This is a genomic window from Streptomyces sp. O3, assembly GCF_054788135.1.
Genome location: NZ_JBTVYK010000022.1, coordinates 1 through 15,635, shown reverse-complemented (window position 1 = coordinate 15,635; position 15,635 = coordinate 1). Strand labels below are relative to the sequence as shown.

Below are 15,635 nucleotides of genomic sequence, written 5' to 3'. Positions count from 1 at the left end.
GACGGGTGGTCTGCGGTCCCGTCCCTCAGAGCAGGTGGTCGGCTTTGCCTGCCTTGATGTCGCGGATCATGGTGCGCAGGGCTTCGTGGCTGTCGGTGAGGTAGTGGTCTTCCTGTCCGGCGACGGCGATGTAGGCGTTGCCGTCGGTGTCCGTGCCGAGCCGGAAGCAGTTGTTGCCTTCCCCGCAGTACGGCTGTTCCCAGTTGACGTGCGGCAAGGTGACCTTCCCTAGAGAGTGCGTGCGGCCTTGAGAATGAAGTCCCGCGAGGCCGTGGACGGCAGCGAGGCCTTCTCCATCCAGTCCAGTTGGGCCTGGTACTTGGTGAGCTGTGCTTCCGCGTGTGTGAACTCCGGGCCGTGGGCGGAGTCCAACTGCACGGTGTCGAGCTGAGGGACGGGCCCGTCGGCGTAGAGAAGCGCGTGCCCGGCCCCTGGGAAGTTGTCGGCGTCAACGGGGACGACCCGCACATCGACGGTTTCGCGCTCGGATGCCTCGCATAGGTGCTGCAACTGTTTGCGGGTGACGTCAGGGCCGCCGAACCGCATGCGCAAGACGGCTTCGTGAACATACGCGACGTACGTTAGCGGGTCTGGGCGCTCGAAGATCCGTTGCCGGTCCATGCGGTGGTCCACTCGGAGTTCGACTTCAAGTCGTGTGAGGGGCGGGAGTACGGCGCTGAAGATGCCGCGAGCGTACTCCTCGGTCTGAAGCAGGCCGGGCGCGTGCATGACCTGGACGGTGCGCACGCGCTTGGCGTGCCACTCCAGCTCGGCGATGTCGAGCAGCCCGGCCGACAGGGTTCCCCGGTGCTTTTCCCACCAGCCGCGTTCCTTGCTAGTGGCCATCTCGACCAGGGCGTCTACGTAACGTTCGTCAGTACAGGCGTAGTTAGCGGCCAGGGTGCGCACTCGCTCTGCTGAGAAGGGGCGGATGCCGGACTCCATGTTGGAGAGCCTTGTGCGGTCGATTCCGAGGAGCCCGGCGGCGTATTCCGTCGTGGCTCCGGCGGCGAGGCGTATTTTGCGCAGCTCGGCACCGATCCTCTTCTGACGCTCTGTTGGCATGGTCCTGGTTGCCATGACGCCCCTTCGTCTGCGATGGGGCTCAGTCTGCATCGGCGGCTACCGCTAGGTCCAACTTTGATAGGGGTAATTATCTCCAACTAGCTGGACACTATGACTCTCATCTCCCTACGGTGGGTGAAGTGAAAGTCACGCACTGGCGCGACGGAAGCGCATCGCACGGGTGTGCCCTGCTTCCCCTTGCCCTGGGGGTGGGCGTCCCGTGTCCAGGGAGACAGGCCACCGACCGCTGACGCGTGGGACCTCAAGTACCGCTCACCGCACGGGAGTCCGTCATGCCCGAGTTTCACGTCAACGCGCCTGCCGCGTCCGGCGCGGCCAATCCGTCCGCCGTACCCGGAGGTGGGGTGACTCTCTGTCCGCCGCCTGTGCAGGATCCTGTCGCGCCGACGCCCGAGACTCTGGCCTACAGCCTCACGCTGCCCGCGGCGCTGGTGACTCCGTCGATCGCCAGGGTGACGGCCCGTACCCTGCTCCAGACGCACGGCCTGCACGAACTGGCCGACCCGGCCGTCCAGGCGATCGGCGAACTGACCGCCACCGCCTGCAAGTTCAGCGGAAGCACCCCCGGCCCCGCCGCACCCGAGGTCTACCTCTCCCTGCGCTACCGCGGCGAGGCCCTGCGGATCACCCTGTACGACGACCACCCGCACCACACGAACGCCCGCCTGGCCGCGCACTGCGAGGCGCGCCGCCGGGCCAGTCTGCGGCTGCTGGCCTGCCTGGTGCGCACCTGCGCGGGAGAGTGGGGCTACGGCCCCGCCCCGGCCCCCACCGCCGGCACCCGCATGTGGGCCGCCTTCCCCCACACCACCACCGCCACCTACGCCACCCTCACCGCCTGACGGCTCTCGTGGGCGGGGTGGCGCTCCCGCTCAGCGCAGGTGTAAACGCGTGTACCCCCGGCGCGGGGGATGCCCTGTGCCGGGGGCCATTCGCCACAGCGATCCGGATCTCACCGGCCCAGCTTGCCCAGACCAGTGGTCTGTCCCGTTGCACGATGCTCGAGTTGTTCGACGAGAAGCAGGAGACAGGCCATGGCTGACGACAGCGAGTCAGCGCCAGCGTCTGGGCCAGTGCCGGGGCCGGGAGAGGAGCTGCCGCTGCGGAGTTGCGGATGGATGGGACGATGCTGCGGCTGCTGGGGACGCCGACGCAGCACTACGGCCGGGTGGCATCCAGGTCGCAGGACACTGTGGGAGCCCTAGTTGCGGGGGAGCTGTCATTATCTGGGAGTCTGCGAGTGAACTGGTAGCACTGGTCAACATGCCCTGTCCGACTGAAGAACTGTACGGAGATAGTTACCTCTTCTCCCTTCCGGGCCACGCTTTTGACCTCATGGTCGTATCTGCCATCCAAGGCATTGCGTACCCCGTCGAGTGTCAGATCTTCGGTATGCATATTCGAGATGCGCTTCTCGACTGAGCGAGCCATAGAGTCGATGATTCCTACTGGGTGGCATACAGAGAAATCTCGTTCTGATGTGCGCGGCTTCCAGAGGTTCTCATTTCTGGTGTAGGTGTAGGTGAAGGTGAAGCACCGTTTAACTGTGCCCTCCCTTCCTGCAAGGATTAGACCCTCCTGGTCGTAGTAGGTGGTTATGGCGACCGTAGCGGTAAGCTGTTCCCGGCCTCCGTTATAGCTGATTACTGGTGCCTTAGTGTATTCCCATACGGCTTTGGTGAGAGTGTCCGAGTTTCCTGTGGTGTTGCTTTCGTTCAGTGCGCTGGCTGTGTCATCAGCTGTAGTTCTAGCTTGCTCTAGAGCTTGCGAGATGGCCTTTTTCTCGCGCTTGTCGTTGGTGTTTCCGATGTCCCATACCGTGTACCAGAACCAGGAAATGGCAAGAGTGATGACGGCGAGGAGAGCCACCAGGGTCGTCATACAGCCGGTGGCTGCGAGATGGGGGGACCGTCCCGCAGCCACCGAACCGCCTGTCCTGCGGTGTACCACTAGCTACCCTTGTATCCGATGCTGACCAGCACCTTGTCCATGACCTTGGCATAGGCCGTGGTGCCTGACTTCTTCGGATGGAATGACTCCATGCTGGCGCAGATGTTTTCCCCCGGCCAGGGGAGACACCAGGTTGGGTTAGCCGGGTCCCCGTCGTGGAAGTCGCCGTCTCCGTTCGGCCCCGTAACGATACCGTTGATCCACTCGTCGCTATCGCAGATTCCATGACCCTTGAAAGCGGGGATTGGATCGGCGAAGGCTACCTTGATCCCGTCGTTCTTCAACTCCGCGACCTTGGCTTTCTGCCTGTCCCGTAGATAGTCCGCTAGATAGTTCAGGTCATCGAATGCCGCTGGGGTGCAGGGGTCTTCACTGACCATGCGCGGGTAGCCCATGAGGACGATCTGTGCATTTGATGCTTCCCAGGCGGTCTCCCTGATGGCGCTGCCGGTATCCTCAACCGCCTGGTTGATGTCGTCGATGTAGTCACTCCTCTTGCATGCGCCGATGATGTAGCAGTTGGTTACGGCCCTAGTGAAGGTGTCGGAATCGTTCCCGCCGATAGTCAGCATGACGAGTGTGGTGTCATCGCTGAGCACGCCAGAGTCGATCTGTGTCTTCTCGTGGTAGTTGCCGATCCTCCCCCATGAATTGGGGTCCCCTGTAGTGACTTGGGATGTCTTAGCGCCGGAGCAGGAGACGTTCTGAAAGTCGACGGAGGAGCTGTATCCGTCATCGAGTTCACCGATACTTGAGCTTCTGCCGGGAAGAACGACCTTGCGGGGCCAAGAGTTTTCGCTGCGGCGGCAGGCGTTCCAGCTTGGTTCGCCGTGGTCGCGGTCGCTGACCTTGGCATAGTCGCCCGCGCCTTCACCCGATGTGTAGGAGTCGCCCATGACAACGATCATGTCCTTGGGCTTACCAGAGAGCGGTTGGAAGGCGACGGCGTCCCAGGCGATGTTGTCGTCTGCGGTTCCGTCGCCGTCGGCGGTGGTGTTGGTCAGCTCGACCCGTGGTGTGCCGGTGAACTGGTAGACGCCGAGGTCGACCCAGGTGTTCTTGCTGTAGTGGGTGTTGAGGTAGCGGTCGCGGTCGCCTCCCTTGACGCCCTTGATCTTGTAGTGGGCCTGTTGGGTGTGGGCTCCAGTGTCGGGGAGGTGAACGAACACGCGGGACCACTTGAGGCTTTGGCCGAGAGACCAGGTGCCCTTGACCGTCATCCGGCCAGCGTAGCCGCCGAGGCGTTCGGTATCGCGGGTGTGGGCATACCAGAAGTGGCCGTCGTAGCCGCCGCCGATCTGGTGGAGGTCGCCCTTGGCCTCATACTCGCCGTTGGTGCCCGGATAGAACTGGAAGCCGAAGGTTCCGTTCGATTGGACGGTTCCGCATGTGGACCAGGTCTGTGTCCCTGCTGGAACGGATTCGACGATGAGCGCTCCGGGTGGGAGGCCGCCGGGCTTGCTGGTGTTGGGCGTACAGGTGGGGGTGCCGTAGCGCAGCCGGTAGCCGCGTCCGGGCTCGGAGCGGACCGTGACGTACTTGATGTTCTCGTTCCCGCACGTGCGGTCGCAGTCGTCCTTCCACACCGTGTTGGGCTCGTTGTACCAGTACTTGGTGTAGCAGGCCTCATCCGGGCAGGTTTCCGGGTTGCTGGCGTCGCAGTTGTTGGAGGGGTTGCAGAACACGTCGAGGTCCGGCTTGATGAACGACCGCTGAAGGTCGCTGACCCACCAGGCGGGCCGGAACCCCGCCGAGGCGAACCCGGACTCGCCGGGCCAGTCCTGACGCCCGGAGGTGGAGTAGGAGAAGCCGGCGTCGATGGACCAGGCGGTGAAGCCCATCGCCTTCTCCTCATAGGGCCAGTCCTGCGGGTGAGCCGCGTCGTGGTTGGCGTCGGGGTTGACGCTGGTGTCCAGGAACGGGGTCCGGTGCGGCGGGTACAGGGGGTTGGCCGGGTTGTTGTACCAGCCGAGGCCCCATGGTGCGCGGGGGTCGTCATGCGGGTTGAAGCCGAGGTTGTAGTTCCACAGGGCGGTGAACCAGTTCTCCGGCTTGGAGGGGTCGTCGTTGTTGACCGTGACCTTCTGGTCCGATTCGTGGATCTCGTTCCACTTGTCCGCGAGGATGTACATGGAGGCGGCGATGTTCACCGTGTAGTCCAGGGCGATGGCCCGCTGTGTCTTGGGCGGGAGTCCGGTCTCACCGGGCTTCTCGTACCCTGCCTTGCGCATGCCGTCGGTGACCTGTCCGACGCCGTAGCCGCAGTCTGCCTCATCCCAGCGGATCTTCCAGTACTCGTCCGACGTCTCGCCCTTGTGGCCGTAGAACCCGGCGACCGCGGCGAGGGGGTTGCCCATCTGTCCGGGGACGACACCTGATTCGGCCTGCCACAGGTTCGACTCTTGCGCGAGGACACCGAGGAGGACGTTGGCGGGGATACGTCCGCCTCCCACGAGCTTGGGGGCGGGGAACATTCCCTGCGGGTCGATCGTGCCCAGGCCCGTTTGTGAGCGCCAGCCGCCCTGGTCGATGAGCCCGGCGCGGAGCTTGCCGCGTACGGCCATGTCGACGGCCCACTCGACCTGGTTCGGGGTCGGCTGCAGGGCCAGAGTGCTCCGGTCGTTGCGGGGAACGGAGCAGCGACGGTCGAGGTCGACGGGGCTGTTGGCGTCACCCGGAAGCGAGCGTGTCCGGGCTCCGTCCGGGGCGGCGTCGGTAAGGGTGGGAGATGGCTTCCCTGCGCCCTTACCGTCGAGCTGGCCCTTGACCGGCTGAGTGAGCTTCTTTCCCGTTTTCACGGCCGTTGAGGTGACCGTCAGCGGCTCCGAGCCCGTCTGCGGGTCCGGGGCGCCCTTACGCCGTGGCGCGGGCTCGGGCATGCGCGCCTTGCCCGGCCCAGTGCCCTTGAGGCGCTCCAGACCCGCCCGGACACCGGGTGAGAGGACCGGGTCTACGGCAAGGCGGCCATGACTGGACACATCAGCATCAGCCGGTACGTCGTCGAGGGCCGTGATGCCGGTGCCCTTGGTCTTCGGGCTGCTGGTGGGCTTGCCGGTGAGGAAGACCCGGCCGGTACCGCCCTGCTTCAGGGACAGCTCACCCAGCTTGCCCGTAGCGATGTCCTTCGGGCTTCCCTTGCCCTTCTGCCACAGCTTGGCGTGGGCGGTCTTGCTGCCCTTGCGGTCGAGGAAAGCGACCTTCCCCCCGCCTACCGCATGGATCTGGAACGGTGCCTTCTCCGTGTCAGCGAGGTTCTTGACCTTCCCCGACTTCCGCTTGATGTGCACCAGTCGCGATCCGCGTGCAGCTACCACGCCATCTGAGACCGGGACGGCAGAGGTGACCTGCCCCTTCGCGGTCGTGTCGTCCACGACCTTCCCGGAGGTGTCCACGGTGATGAGACGGCTCTTACCCTCACGGAAGGCCGTGAAGGCGGCTGTGCGGGTGTCTGGGTTGCAGGACGGGTCGAAGTAGGCGAGGGAGGCGGTGAACGGCAGCTTCACCACCGCCCCGGTCTTCACGTTCACGATCGCCGTGAACGCCCCGCCCTGCATGAGGTCGGGCTTGTTGGTGAACGTCCGCGGTGCGTATACGGCAGCGGTGTGGTCGGCGTCGATGGAGCATTCGTTGCCGATCCACATGCCTGCGCCCATGCCGGGCTCGGACAAGGTAGCGGCGGTCTTCCAGCCGTAGGCTTTACTGGAGTCCGCGGTGAGGATGCGCAGGCCCTTGCTGTCGGCAGCTGAGGTGACAGCTCGATCCTTGGAGGATTTCCAGCCCTTCCCGAGCTTCTTCCCCGGCTCCGGGGGCGGGGACACGGACGGCTCGGGCTTGGGCGGTGTGGCCTGGGGTGGGGTTCCGGCTGCTGTCGCGTAGGCGGGTGGCAGCAGCGAGGCGGTCACAGCCACTGTCGCTACGGCCGCCCAACTCCTTCCGCCTATTCGGTGTCTCACGTACATCTCCAAGAACTCATGCGGCCCTGTCGTTCCCCGCATGTGCCGAGTACGGCAGGGCTGTGTGGTCAGACGGGCGTGCGGGTGATGCTGAGGACCTCGACTTTGGGGTGCACCGGGGTGTCGATGCCCTCGCGGAGTACCTCGTGGTATCGCTCTTCGTCCTGGTACCGGCCGCCGGGTTCGACGCGTACCTCTGGCCAGATCCCGCCCTCTGTGTGGAACGGCCCGCCGTCGGCATCGGTGACCCGCAGTTCCAGCTCGTAGGTGGCCGGTTCGCCGCCGTGGTTGGTGATGACCGTGGTGACCATGACGCCGAGCCTCCTCGGAGCGACCAGCAGCTTCACATCACGCTCCATGAGGGCGCGGTACTTTTCGGGGACCACCGCGTCCGGCTCGGTAGGCGGGAGGCTGTCCATAGCGGCCGGGTCGATGGTCTCTACGGTGCTCGGCTCCGGTTCGGGCGATGGTGAACCCCTGCCCAGCTCTGCGGCGTCGGGCGCGGCCAGCCCTGTCTCCACAGGGCTGGCCCCGGCCTCCGAACCGCCGCTGTCGCCCGTGAGAGCGGCTATGCCGATGACGGTGGCGACCAGGAGCACGACGACTGTGCCGTAGGCCCACACCAGGCGGGCGGTACCTGTTCGGCGACGGTGACTAGCCATGATCGGGCGGTCAGTTGCAGAAGCCGACGCGGTTGTAGCGGTTGACGACGAGCTTGCCGCCGATCTTCATCTGCGAGAGCGTCTGCCCGCAGTAGCCCCGCTTCTGATACACGGGACCGGCGTAGCTGGAGAACGTTCCCTTGTCCTCGTCGCACGGGTCGGCGGTGTAGTTACTGCACAGCTTGAGCCTCAAGTAGTGGGCTTTGCCCGTGTCGTTCCACAGGGTCGAGCAGATGGCCTTGTCGTAGTAGCCCGACCCGGTCTTACTGCCCTGCCAGATGTAGAGGGTGGCTTTGCGGGTGTTGGGTTCCGGAAGGCGCTCCGCACGCACGAGCTTGGGGTAGCTGCTGCCACACACGACCCCCGACAGCTGGGCCCGCTGCGGGTTGGCCTCTACCGTCTTCTTTGTCTCCTGGGACGCCAGTCCGGACACCGGCACCTTCAGCGCGGATATCTCGACGTCAGCGGGAACGTCCGGCGTCTCGGCGGAGACGGCAGGGGCGGCGGACACGGCCACCATGGCGAGCGCGGACGCGGCGAGCGCGGCATGTTTCATGGGCTTACGTGTGACGATCACGATCGGTTTACCCTCCTGTGGTGGTCAAGCACGGTGCGGGCACGAGGAGGAGGGTCCGGTGGCCCCAGGCCGTCAGGCAAAGGTCAGTGCCTGGGCCTCGGGGGCGGGCGCAGACCAGGCCCGTGCCGGCGGCCGTGGCCGCCGGTCCCTCCCCTTGCATGCGGCGTCCGCCGGGCCAGGCAGGAGGTCCCCGTCTCCGAACCCGGCATGCTCCGTTGGACTGGACCAGCAGATGCGGCAGTCATGGTGGCATACGTGGCCGTGGTTCTAGCCCGGCCCGGTCTGGGGGCGGCTGGAACTGTGCGGTCGAGCGGGGCCGGTGGCGGGGCCGGTGGTTCGTGTTTGACCTGTGGGGCTGGTGGGAGGTGGGAGGTGGCAGGGCTCGTTCATCCGATGGCGGAACGGGGCCGGATCTGGTCGAGTGCGTGGTAAATGCGCGCCCCCGGCGCGGGGGGTTGTCCCGTGCCGGGGGCGCGCGGAGGGCGGAGAGCGGTGTGGTGGGTTAGATGCCCGCCGCGGTCGCCAGGTCGTGCTTCAGGGACGTCAGGCGGTCCGCGGCTGTCGTGCGGGCCGTTTCGAGGGCCGCGGGGTCCGGGCCGGTGACCGGGACCACGACTTCCAGGTAGCACTTGAGCTTGGGCTCGGTGCCGCTGGGGCGGACGATGACGCGCGCGCCGTCGAGCGTGTAGCGCAGGCCGTCCGTGGGCGGGAGGGTGTCCGTGCCCTGGGTGAGGTCCTCGGCGCGGGTCACGGGCAGGCCCGCGAGGGCGACCGGCGGCTGCTCGCGCAGGCGGCGCATGGCGTTCGCGATGACCGACAGGTCCTCGACCCGGACCGAGAGCTGGTCCGTGGCGTGCAGGCCGTGTTCGACGGCGAGCTCGTCGAGGAGGTCGAGGAGGGTGCGGCCCTGCTCCTTGAGCTCCGAGGCCAGCTCGGCGATGACCAGCGCCGCCGTGATGCCGTCCTTGTCGCGTACGCCCTCGGGGTCGACGCAGTAGCCGAGCGCCTCCTCGTAGCCGTAGCGCAGGCCCTCGACGCGGGCGATCCACTTGAAGCCGGTGAGGGTCTCCTCGTAGCCGAGACCGGCCGCATCGGCGATACGGCCGAGGAGGGAGGAGGAGACGATCGACTCGGCGAACGTGCCGGTGACGCCCCGGCGCACCAGGTGCGCGGCGAGCAGCGCGCCGACCTCGTCGCCGCGCAGCATGCGCCAGCCGCCGCTGCCGTCACCGCTGCCGCCATCGCCGCCGCTGCCGCCGTCGGACACGCGCGGGTCCTGGACGGCCACCGCGCAGCGGTCGGCGTCCGGGTCGTTGGCGATGATCAGGTCGGGCGCGGGGGTCGTACGGCGGGCCGTGGCGAAGGCCAGGTCCATCGCGCCCGGCTCCTCCGGGTTGGGGAAGGCCACGGTGGGGAAGGCCGGGTCGGGCTCGGCCTGCTCGGCGACCAGCACCGGCTCCGGGAACCCGGCGCGGGCGAACGCGGCGAGCACGGTGTCCTTGCCGACGCCGTGCATGGCCGTGTAGACGGCGCGGGCGGTGCGCGGGGAGCCGGGGGCCAGGACGGCGTCCGTGCGCTCCAGGTACGCGGTCAGGACCTCGTCGCCGAGGGTCTGCCAGCCGTCCTCCGGGCGGGGCACGTCGGCGAGCGCGCCGACCGCCGCGATCTCGGCGGCGATCTCGGCGTCCGCGGGCGGCACGATCTGCGAGCCGTCGCCGAGGTAGACCTTGTAGCCGTTGTCACGCGGCGGGTTGTGGCTCGCGGTGACCTCGACCCCGGCGACCGCGCCCAGGTGCCTTATGGCGAAGGCGAGCACGGGGGTGGGCAGAGGGCGGGGGAGTACGGCGGCGCGCAGCCCCGCGCCGGTCATCACGGCGGCGGTGTCGCGCGCGAAGTCGGCGGACTTGTAGCGGGCGTCGTAGCCGATGACGACCAGACCGCCGTCGGTGTCGCCGCCCTGCTTCCGCAGATACGCGGCGAGTCCGGCCGCGGCGCGGATGACCACGGAACGGTTCATCCGCATGGGGCCCGCGCCGAGTTCGCCGCGCAGGCCCGCGGTGCCGAACTGGAGGGTGCCGCTGAACCGGTCGGCGAGTTCGTCGACGGCCTCGGCGTCGATGAGCTTGGCGAGTTCCTCGCGGGTCTCCGCGTCGGGGTCTTCGGCCAGCCACGTCCTGGCTCGCGCGATCAGTTCGTCGTGCAGCACGGTTGCTCCGCCTTTCGGTGCGTACGGTGTGTGTCCCCGCCAGGGCCTGCCCGGCCCGTCCGGCCGCCCGTCCGGCCCGCCCGGTCCTGCCCCGGCCCGCGCGTCGGGCGGGAGGGCGAGCGGGCGGGCACACGGGCGGCGTACGGCGTACGGCGGCGGGGCGGGGTGCCTAGATACGGCCCAGGACCTGGGTGAGGAGTTCGCCCATACGGGTGGCCGAGTCGCGGCCCGCCTGGAGGACCTCCTCGTGGTTGAGGGGCTCGCCGGTCATGCCCGCGGCCAGGTTGGTGACCAGCGAGATGCCGAGCACCTCCGCGCCCGCCTCGCGCGCCGCGATGGCCTCAAGGACGGTCGACATGCCGACCAGGTCCGCGCCGATGGTCCGGGCCATCCGGATCTCGGCCGGGGTCTCGTAGTGCGGGCCGGGGAACTGGGCGTACACGCCGTCCTCCAGCGTGGGGTCGACCTCCTTGCACAGCGCGCGCAGCCGCGACGAGTACAGGTCGGTGAGGTCGACGAAGTTCGCGCCCACGATCGGCGACGCGGCGGTCAGGTTGAGGTGGTCGCTGATCAGCACCGGCTGGCCGGGGCGCATGCCGTCGCGCAGACCGCCGCAGCCGTTGGTCAGGACGACGGTCTTGGCGCCGGCCGCGACGGCGGTACGCACGCCGTGCACGACGGCGGCGACACCGCGGCCCTCGTAGTAGTGGGTGCGGCCGAGGAAGACCAGGGCGCGCTTGTCACCGATCCGGTACGAGCGGACCTTGCCGCCGTGTCCCGCCACCGCGGGCGGCGGGAAGCCGGGCAGCTCGGTGACGGCGAACTCGGCCTCGGCCTCGCCGAGCGCGTCCACGGCGGGGGCCCAGCCGGACCCCATCACCAGGGCGACGTCGTGGGTGTCCGCGCCGGTCAGTTCGCGCAGGCGGGCGGCTGCGGCGTCGGCGGCGGAGTACGGGTCGGCGAATCCGCCGTCGGTGCCCGGAGTAAGAGTTGCGTTCACGCGGACGAGGGTAGCCGCTCAGGTCCTACGCGCGTAGACATCAGGGATACAGTGCCCGGATCGTTGTGTTGTGTCTTCCGCCAAACGGGGGTCGGAAGCGCCGGGCCCGGCCCTCAGCAGGGCCGCTTCCGCAGTTCCATCACATAGTCGTGCGGCGCGCCCGCCGACTCCGCCGCGTCGGCGATCTCGCCCAGGTAGCGGGCGGACGGCAGCCCGCCCTCGTAGCCGTTCAGGACGTACGTCCAGGCGGGCATCTCGCCCTCCAGGGTCTGCACCCGCATCCGCATCCGGCGGTAGATGTCCAGGCCGACGCCTTCCCAGCGGTCCATGGAGTCCTCGTCCATCGGCGCGATGTCGTACAGCGCCACGAAGACCTGGGAGCGCGGGGCCTCCACGACGGTGGCGAGCGCGCCTTCCCAGCCCATGTGCTCGCCGCCGAATGTCAGCCGCCACCCGTTCAGCCATCCGGTGGCACGCAACGGCGAGTAGGGAGCGCGGCGGGACATCAGCCGCGGGTCGAGATTGCCGGCGTACGCGGCGTAGAGCGACATGGGATCGAGGGTACGGCAGGGACCCGTGAGGGCTCGGTTGTACAAACCTGTATGAAGCGGCCTGCCGGGGAACAGACGGGCGGCTGACGCGGCCGGACGGAGCCCCGGAGGCGAATCGCGTAGAGGGGTGCGGGACAATGGAGTACGTGACTCGGATCGTGATCATTGGTGGCGGACCCGGCGGATACGAAGCGGCCCTGGTGGCGGCTCAACTCGGCGCGGAGGTGACCGTCGTCGACTGCGACGGTCTGGGCGGGGCGTCGGTGCTGACCGACTGCGTGCCGTCGAAGACTCTGATCGCCACGGCCGAGGTGATGACGACCTTCGACTCCTCGTACGAGGAGCTGGGCATCATCGTCGCCGACGACACACCCCCGGACAAGGAGGCCGCCCGTGTGGTCGGGGTCGACCTGGGCAAGGTCAACCGGCGTGTGAAGCGGCTCGCCCTCGCGCAGTCCCACGACATCACCGCGTCCGTCACCCGCGCCGGCGCCCGAGTCATGCGCGGCCGCGGCAGGCTGGACGACGGCCAGGCCCTGGACGGCTCCCGCAAGGTCGTGGTCCGCGCCGCCGACGGCAGCGAGGAGACCCTCACCGCGGACGCCGTGCTGATCGCCACCGGCGGCCACCCGCGCGAGATCCCGGACGCGCTCCCGGACGGCGAGCGCATCCTCAACTGGACCCAGGTCTACGACCTCGACGAGCTCCCCGAGGAACTGATCGTGGTCGGCTCCGGCGTGACCGGCGCCGAGTTCGCGGGCGCGTACCAGGCGCTGGGCTCCAAGGTCACCCTGGTCTCGTCGCGCGATCGGGTGCTGCCCGGCGAGGACCCGGACGCCGCCGCGGTCCTGGAGGACGTGTTCCGGCGGCGCGGGATGAACGTCATGGCCCGCTCGCGCGCCCAGTCCGCCAAGCGCGTCGGCGACGGCGTCGAGGTCACCCTCTCGGACGGCCGGGTGATCACCGGCTCGCACTGCCTGATGGCGGTCGGCGCGATCCCGAACAGCCAGGGCATGGGCCTGGAGGAGGCCGGGGTCAGGCTGAAGGACTCCGGCCACATCTGGACCGACAAGGTCTCCAGGACCTCCGCACCGGGCGTGTACGCGGCCGGAGACGTCACCGGGGTCTTCGCGCTCGCCTCGGTCGCGGCCATGCAGGGCCGGATCGCGATGTACCACTTCCTCGGCGAGACGGTCACACCGCTGAACCTCAAGACCGTCTCGGGGAACATCTTCACCGACCCGGAGATCGCCACCGTCGGCTACAGCCAGGCCGACATCGACGCGGGCAAGATCGACGCGCGCGCGGTGAAGCTGCCGCTGCTGCGCAATCCGCGCGCCAAGATGCAGGGCATCAGGGACGGCTTCGTGAAGATCTTCTGCCGCCCCGGCACCGGCATCGTGGTCGGCGGTGTGGTCGTCTCGCCGCGCGCGTCGGAACTGATCCACCCCATCTCGCTCGCCGTCGACAACAATCTGACGGTGGAACAGATCGCGAACGCGTTCACCGTGTACCCGTCCCTGTCGGGTTCGATCGCCGAAGTGGCGCGGCAGTTGCACACCCGTAAGACCGCCGCCGAGCTGTAGGTTTCCCGGCGCGCGGTGACGCGTGCGGTGATGTGAGCGACGCCTGTGACCCAGCCCTCCGGGAGTGCCCGGAGGGCTGGGTCGCGCTTATACCACTTCCGGTCGCCCGGTGCGAACAACTTCTGTTATTCGGCGCAAACTGCTGAAAGCAGACGGTCGTTGGGGTTACTGTCAGTTTCGTGTTCGCTGCAGAACGTCGCCAATTGATCCTCGAAATGGTGCGTGCCAACGGGGCCGTGTCGCTCCGTGAGCTCGCCCGCGTCGTCCAGACCTCCGAAGTGACCGTACGGCGCGACGTGCGGGCGCTGGAGGCAGAAGGACTCCTCGACCGTCGGCACGGCGGTGCGGTACTGCCGGGCGGCTTCACGCGAGAGTCGGGACTCCCGCAGAAGTCGCACCTCGCGACCGCCGAGAAGACCGCCATCGCCGACCTCGCCGCGAGTCTCGTCCAGGAGGGCGAGGCCATCGTGGTCGGGGCGGGTACCACCACCCAGGAGCTGGCCCGTCGGCTCGCTCGGGTACCCGGTCTCACGGTCGTCACCAATTCCCTGCTGGTCGCCCAGGCCCTGGCCCACGCCAACCGCGTCGAGGTCGTGATGACCGGGGGCACCCTGCGCGGGTCCAACTACGCGCTGGTGGGCAGCGGCGCCGAGCAGTCCCTGCAAGGGCTGCGGGTGTCCCGTGCGTTCCTCTCCGGCAGTGGTCTCACCGCCGAGCGCGGCCTGTCCACGTCCAACATGCTGTCGGCCAGCGTGGACCGCGCGCTGGTGCAGGCCGCAGCGGAGGTCGTGGTGCTCGCCGACCACTCCAAGCTCGGCACCGACACCATGTTCCAGACGGTGCCCACGGACGTGATCACCCGGCTGGTCACCGACGAGCCGCCCGCGCACGACGAGCGCGCCGGTACGGAACTCCAGGCCCTGGCCGACCAGGGCGTGCAGATCGCGGTCGCGGGGTGTTCCGGCGAGGGGGCGGGCGGTGATCCCGTCCCGGCGGGCCGCCAGCCGCGCCGGGACGTCCCCCTGCCGGGCCAACGCCGCGTCACGGCCCCGCAGTTGCGCAGCGCGGGCCCGCTGGCGGACCAGCCCCCGCCGGGGGCGGAACGGGCGGCGGCGCGGGTGGCGGACCTCCGCCGCCGCTGACCACGGGCGCCGCGGCCGACCACGGGCACCGCGGCCGACCACGGGCGTCGCGGTCGGTCGACCACGGGCGTCGCGGCCGGCTACAGGCGCCGCGGCTGACTACGGGTTTCTCGGCGCGAGCCCCTGAAGCGTCAGCGTCAGCAGACGGTCCGCGAGACCCGGATCCGACGGGGTCTCCTCCGCCGCCAGCGCGATCGCGTTGGTCAGCTGGAGAAGGTCACCGATAGTGACATCCGGGCGCACGGATCCGGCCTCCCGCGCCCGCGCGAGCAGCGCCCCGCCCGCGTCCCGCATCGGCTCGCGGCACCGCGACAACGCCGAGGCGTCGTCGTACGACACCGACATCAGGGCACGGGACAGCCCCCGGTACGCGCCCGCGTGCGTGATGACCTCCCGCAGCCACCCGACCAGCGCCTCGCACGGCCGCGGATCGTCGAGCAACTCGCGCGAGCGGGCGAGCAGTTCGTCCACCGCGTCCTGGAAGACCGCGCTCATCAGGGCGTGCCGATGAGGGAAGTGCCGGTACAGCGTGCCGATCCCGACCCCGGCACGCCGCGCGATGTCCTCCAGCGAGGCATCCGTGCCGTGCTCCGCGAAGGCGGCACGGGCTACGGCGAGCAGCCGCTCGTGGTTGCGCCGGGCGTCGGCGCGCATGGGGCGCGCCGCACCCCGCGCCGAAGCTGAACCGGTGGTCATCGCCGCGTCCTCCCTGGGCTTGCGCATGCCCGCAGCATCCCACCCCCGCCAACGGCCGGAGCCCCCCAACGGCCGGAGCCCCGCCAAGGAGTCACAGGAATCTCGGCGGGGCCCCGAAGCCGTACGGGCGACGGCGTGGTGGTGGTGCGTCAGTCCTTGATGTCGCAGATCGTGGCGCCGGAGGTGAGGGAGGCGCCGATCTCGGCGGTCAGGCCCTTGACGGTGC

13 protein-coding genes are annotated in these 15,635 nt (G+C 68.7%); 3 read left to right on the top strand and 10 right to left on the bottom strand.

Annotated features, from left to right (window positions below; genetic code table 11):
- Nucleotides 1-25 precede the first annotated feature (25 nt).
- Together ACX6XY_RS13215 and ACX6XY_RS13210 are read right to left on the bottom strand one after the other, a co-directional pair.
- Nucleotides 26-217 (bottom strand): hypothetical protein, encoded by a 192-nt coding sequence (locus tag ACX6XY_RS13215; protein WP_460329638.1) that lies wholly within the window; start codon nucleotides 215-217, stop codon nucleotides 26-28.
- Between the two features lie 11 nt (nucleotides 218-228).
- Nucleotides 229-1,080: a helix-turn-helix domain-containing protein gene (locus tag ACX6XY_RS13210; RefSeq protein WP_460329636.1), complete on the bottom strand. Its 852-nt coding sequence runs from the start codon at nucleotides 1,078-1,080 to the stop codon at nucleotides 229-231.
- Between the two features lie 371 nt (nucleotides 1,081-1,451).
- On the opposite strand from ACX6XY_RS13210, the gene ACX6XY_RS13205 reads away from it, so the two are divergent.
- Nucleotides 1,452-1,928, top strand: coding sequence for an ATP-binding protein (locus tag ACX6XY_RS13205; RefSeq protein WP_460329634.1), 477 nt, complete (start codon nucleotides 1,452-1,454; stop codon nucleotides 1,926-1,928).
- Nucleotides 1,929-2,244: 316 nt separating this feature from the next.
- Here ACX6XY_RS13205 and ACX6XY_RS13200 read toward each other — a convergent pair whose 3' ends face one another.
- The 7 genes from ACX6XY_RS13200 to ACX6XY_RS13170 form a co-directional block, all read right to left on the bottom strand.
- Entirely contained in the window at nucleotides 2,245-2,955 is a 711-nt protein-coding gene (locus ACX6XY_RS13200) for a hypothetical protein (RefSeq protein WP_460329633.1), read from the bottom strand.
- An 80-nt stretch (nucleotides 2,956-3,035) separates the two neighbouring features.
- Nucleotides 3,036-6,938, bottom strand: a complete 3,903-nt coding sequence (locus ACX6XY_RS13195) for an SGNH/GDSL hydrolase family protein (protein ID WP_460329631.1) — start codon at nucleotides 6,936-6,938, stop codon at nucleotides 3,036-3,038.
- Nucleotides 6,939-7,057: 119 nt separating this feature from the next.
- Complete coding sequence (locus ACX6XY_RS13190; RefSeq protein ID WP_460329629.1) at nucleotides 7,058-7,651, bottom strand: hypothetical protein; 594 nt, start codon at nucleotides 7,649-7,651, stop codon at nucleotides 7,058-7,060.
- A 10-nt stretch (nucleotides 7,652-7,661) separates the two neighbouring features.
- Nucleotides 7,662-8,207 carry a hypothetical protein gene (locus tag ACX6XY_RS13185; RefSeq protein WP_460329627.1) on the bottom strand — a complete coding sequence of 182 codons (546 nt, stop codon included), beginning with the start codon at nucleotides 8,205-8,207 and terminating at the stop codon, nucleotides 7,662-7,664.
- A gap of 523 nt (nucleotides 8,208-8,730) precedes the next feature.
- Nucleotides 8,731-10,431: a phospho-sugar mutase gene (locus ACX6XY_RS13180; protein ID WP_460329790.1), complete on the bottom strand. Its 1,701-nt coding sequence runs from the start codon at nucleotides 10,429-10,431 to the stop codon at nucleotides 8,731-8,733.
- Between the two features lie 172 nt (nucleotides 10,432-10,603).
- Nucleotides 10,604-11,434 (bottom strand): purine-nucleoside phosphorylase, encoded by an 831-nt coding sequence (locus ACX6XY_RS13175; protein ID WP_460329625.1) that lies wholly within the window; start codon nucleotides 11,432-11,434, stop codon nucleotides 10,604-10,606.
- Nucleotides 11,435-11,547: 113 nt separating this feature from the next.
- Complete coding sequence (locus tag ACX6XY_RS13170; protein WP_460329623.1) at nucleotides 11,548-11,985, bottom strand: gamma-glutamylcyclotransferase; 438 nt, start codon at nucleotides 11,983-11,985, stop codon at nucleotides 11,548-11,550.
- Nucleotides 11,986-12,122: 137 nt separating this feature from the next.
- Here ACX6XY_RS13170 and ACX6XY_RS13165 point away from each other — a divergent pair, with 137 nt between their 5' ends.
- Nucleotides 12,123-13,571 carry an NAD(P)H-quinone dehydrogenase gene (locus tag ACX6XY_RS13165; RefSeq protein WP_460329621.1) on the top strand — a complete coding sequence of 483 codons (1,449 nt, stop codon included), beginning with the start codon at nucleotides 12,123-12,125 and terminating at the stop codon, nucleotides 13,569-13,571.
- A 179-nt stretch (nucleotides 13,572-13,750) separates the two neighbouring features.
- Nucleotides 13,751-14,713 (top strand): DeoR/GlpR family DNA-binding transcription regulator, encoded by a 963-nt coding sequence (locus ACX6XY_RS13160; RefSeq protein ID WP_460329619.1) that lies wholly within the window; start codon nucleotides 13,751-13,753, stop codon nucleotides 14,711-14,713.
- Between the two features lie 99 nt (nucleotides 14,714-14,812).
- Here the strand turns inward: ACX6XY_RS13160 and ACX6XY_RS13155 are convergent, their stop codons facing one another.
- The gene (locus tag ACX6XY_RS13155; RefSeq protein ID WP_460329788.1) at nucleotides 14,813-15,367 is read right to left on the bottom strand and encodes a TetR/AcrR family transcriptional regulator; all 555 of its coding nucleotides are present in this window, start codon (nucleotides 15,365-15,367) and stop codon (nucleotides 14,813-14,815) included.
- Nucleotides 15,368-15,635: the final 268 nt, after the last annotated feature.

Bases quoted from the DNA above. Each gene is read 5' to 3' on its own strand.
- ACX6XY_RS13210 (WP_460329636.1), bottom strand. From the start codon at position 1,080: ATGGCAACCAGGACCATGCCAACAGAGCGTCAGAAGAGGATCGGTGCC.
- ACX6XY_RS13190 (WP_460329629.1), bottom strand. From the start codon at position 7,651: ATGGCTAGTCACCGTCGCCGAACAGGTACCGCCCGCCTGGTGTGGGCC.
- ACX6XY_RS13185 (WP_460329627.1), bottom strand. From the start codon at position 8,207: ATGAAACATGCCGCGCTCGCCGCGTCCGCGCTCGCCATGGTGGCCGTG.
- ACX6XY_RS13170 (WP_460329623.1), bottom strand. From the start codon at position 11,985: ATGTCGCTCTACGCCGCGTACGCCGGCAATCTCGACCCGCGGCTGATG.
- ACX6XY_RS13165 (WP_460329621.1), top strand. From the start codon at position 12,123: ATGGAGTACGTGACTCGGATCGTGATCATTGGTGGCGGACCCGGCGGA.
- ACX6XY_RS13155 (WP_460329788.1), bottom strand. From the start codon at position 15,367: ATGCGCGCCGACGCCCGGCGCAACCACGAGCGGCTGCTCGCCGTAGCC.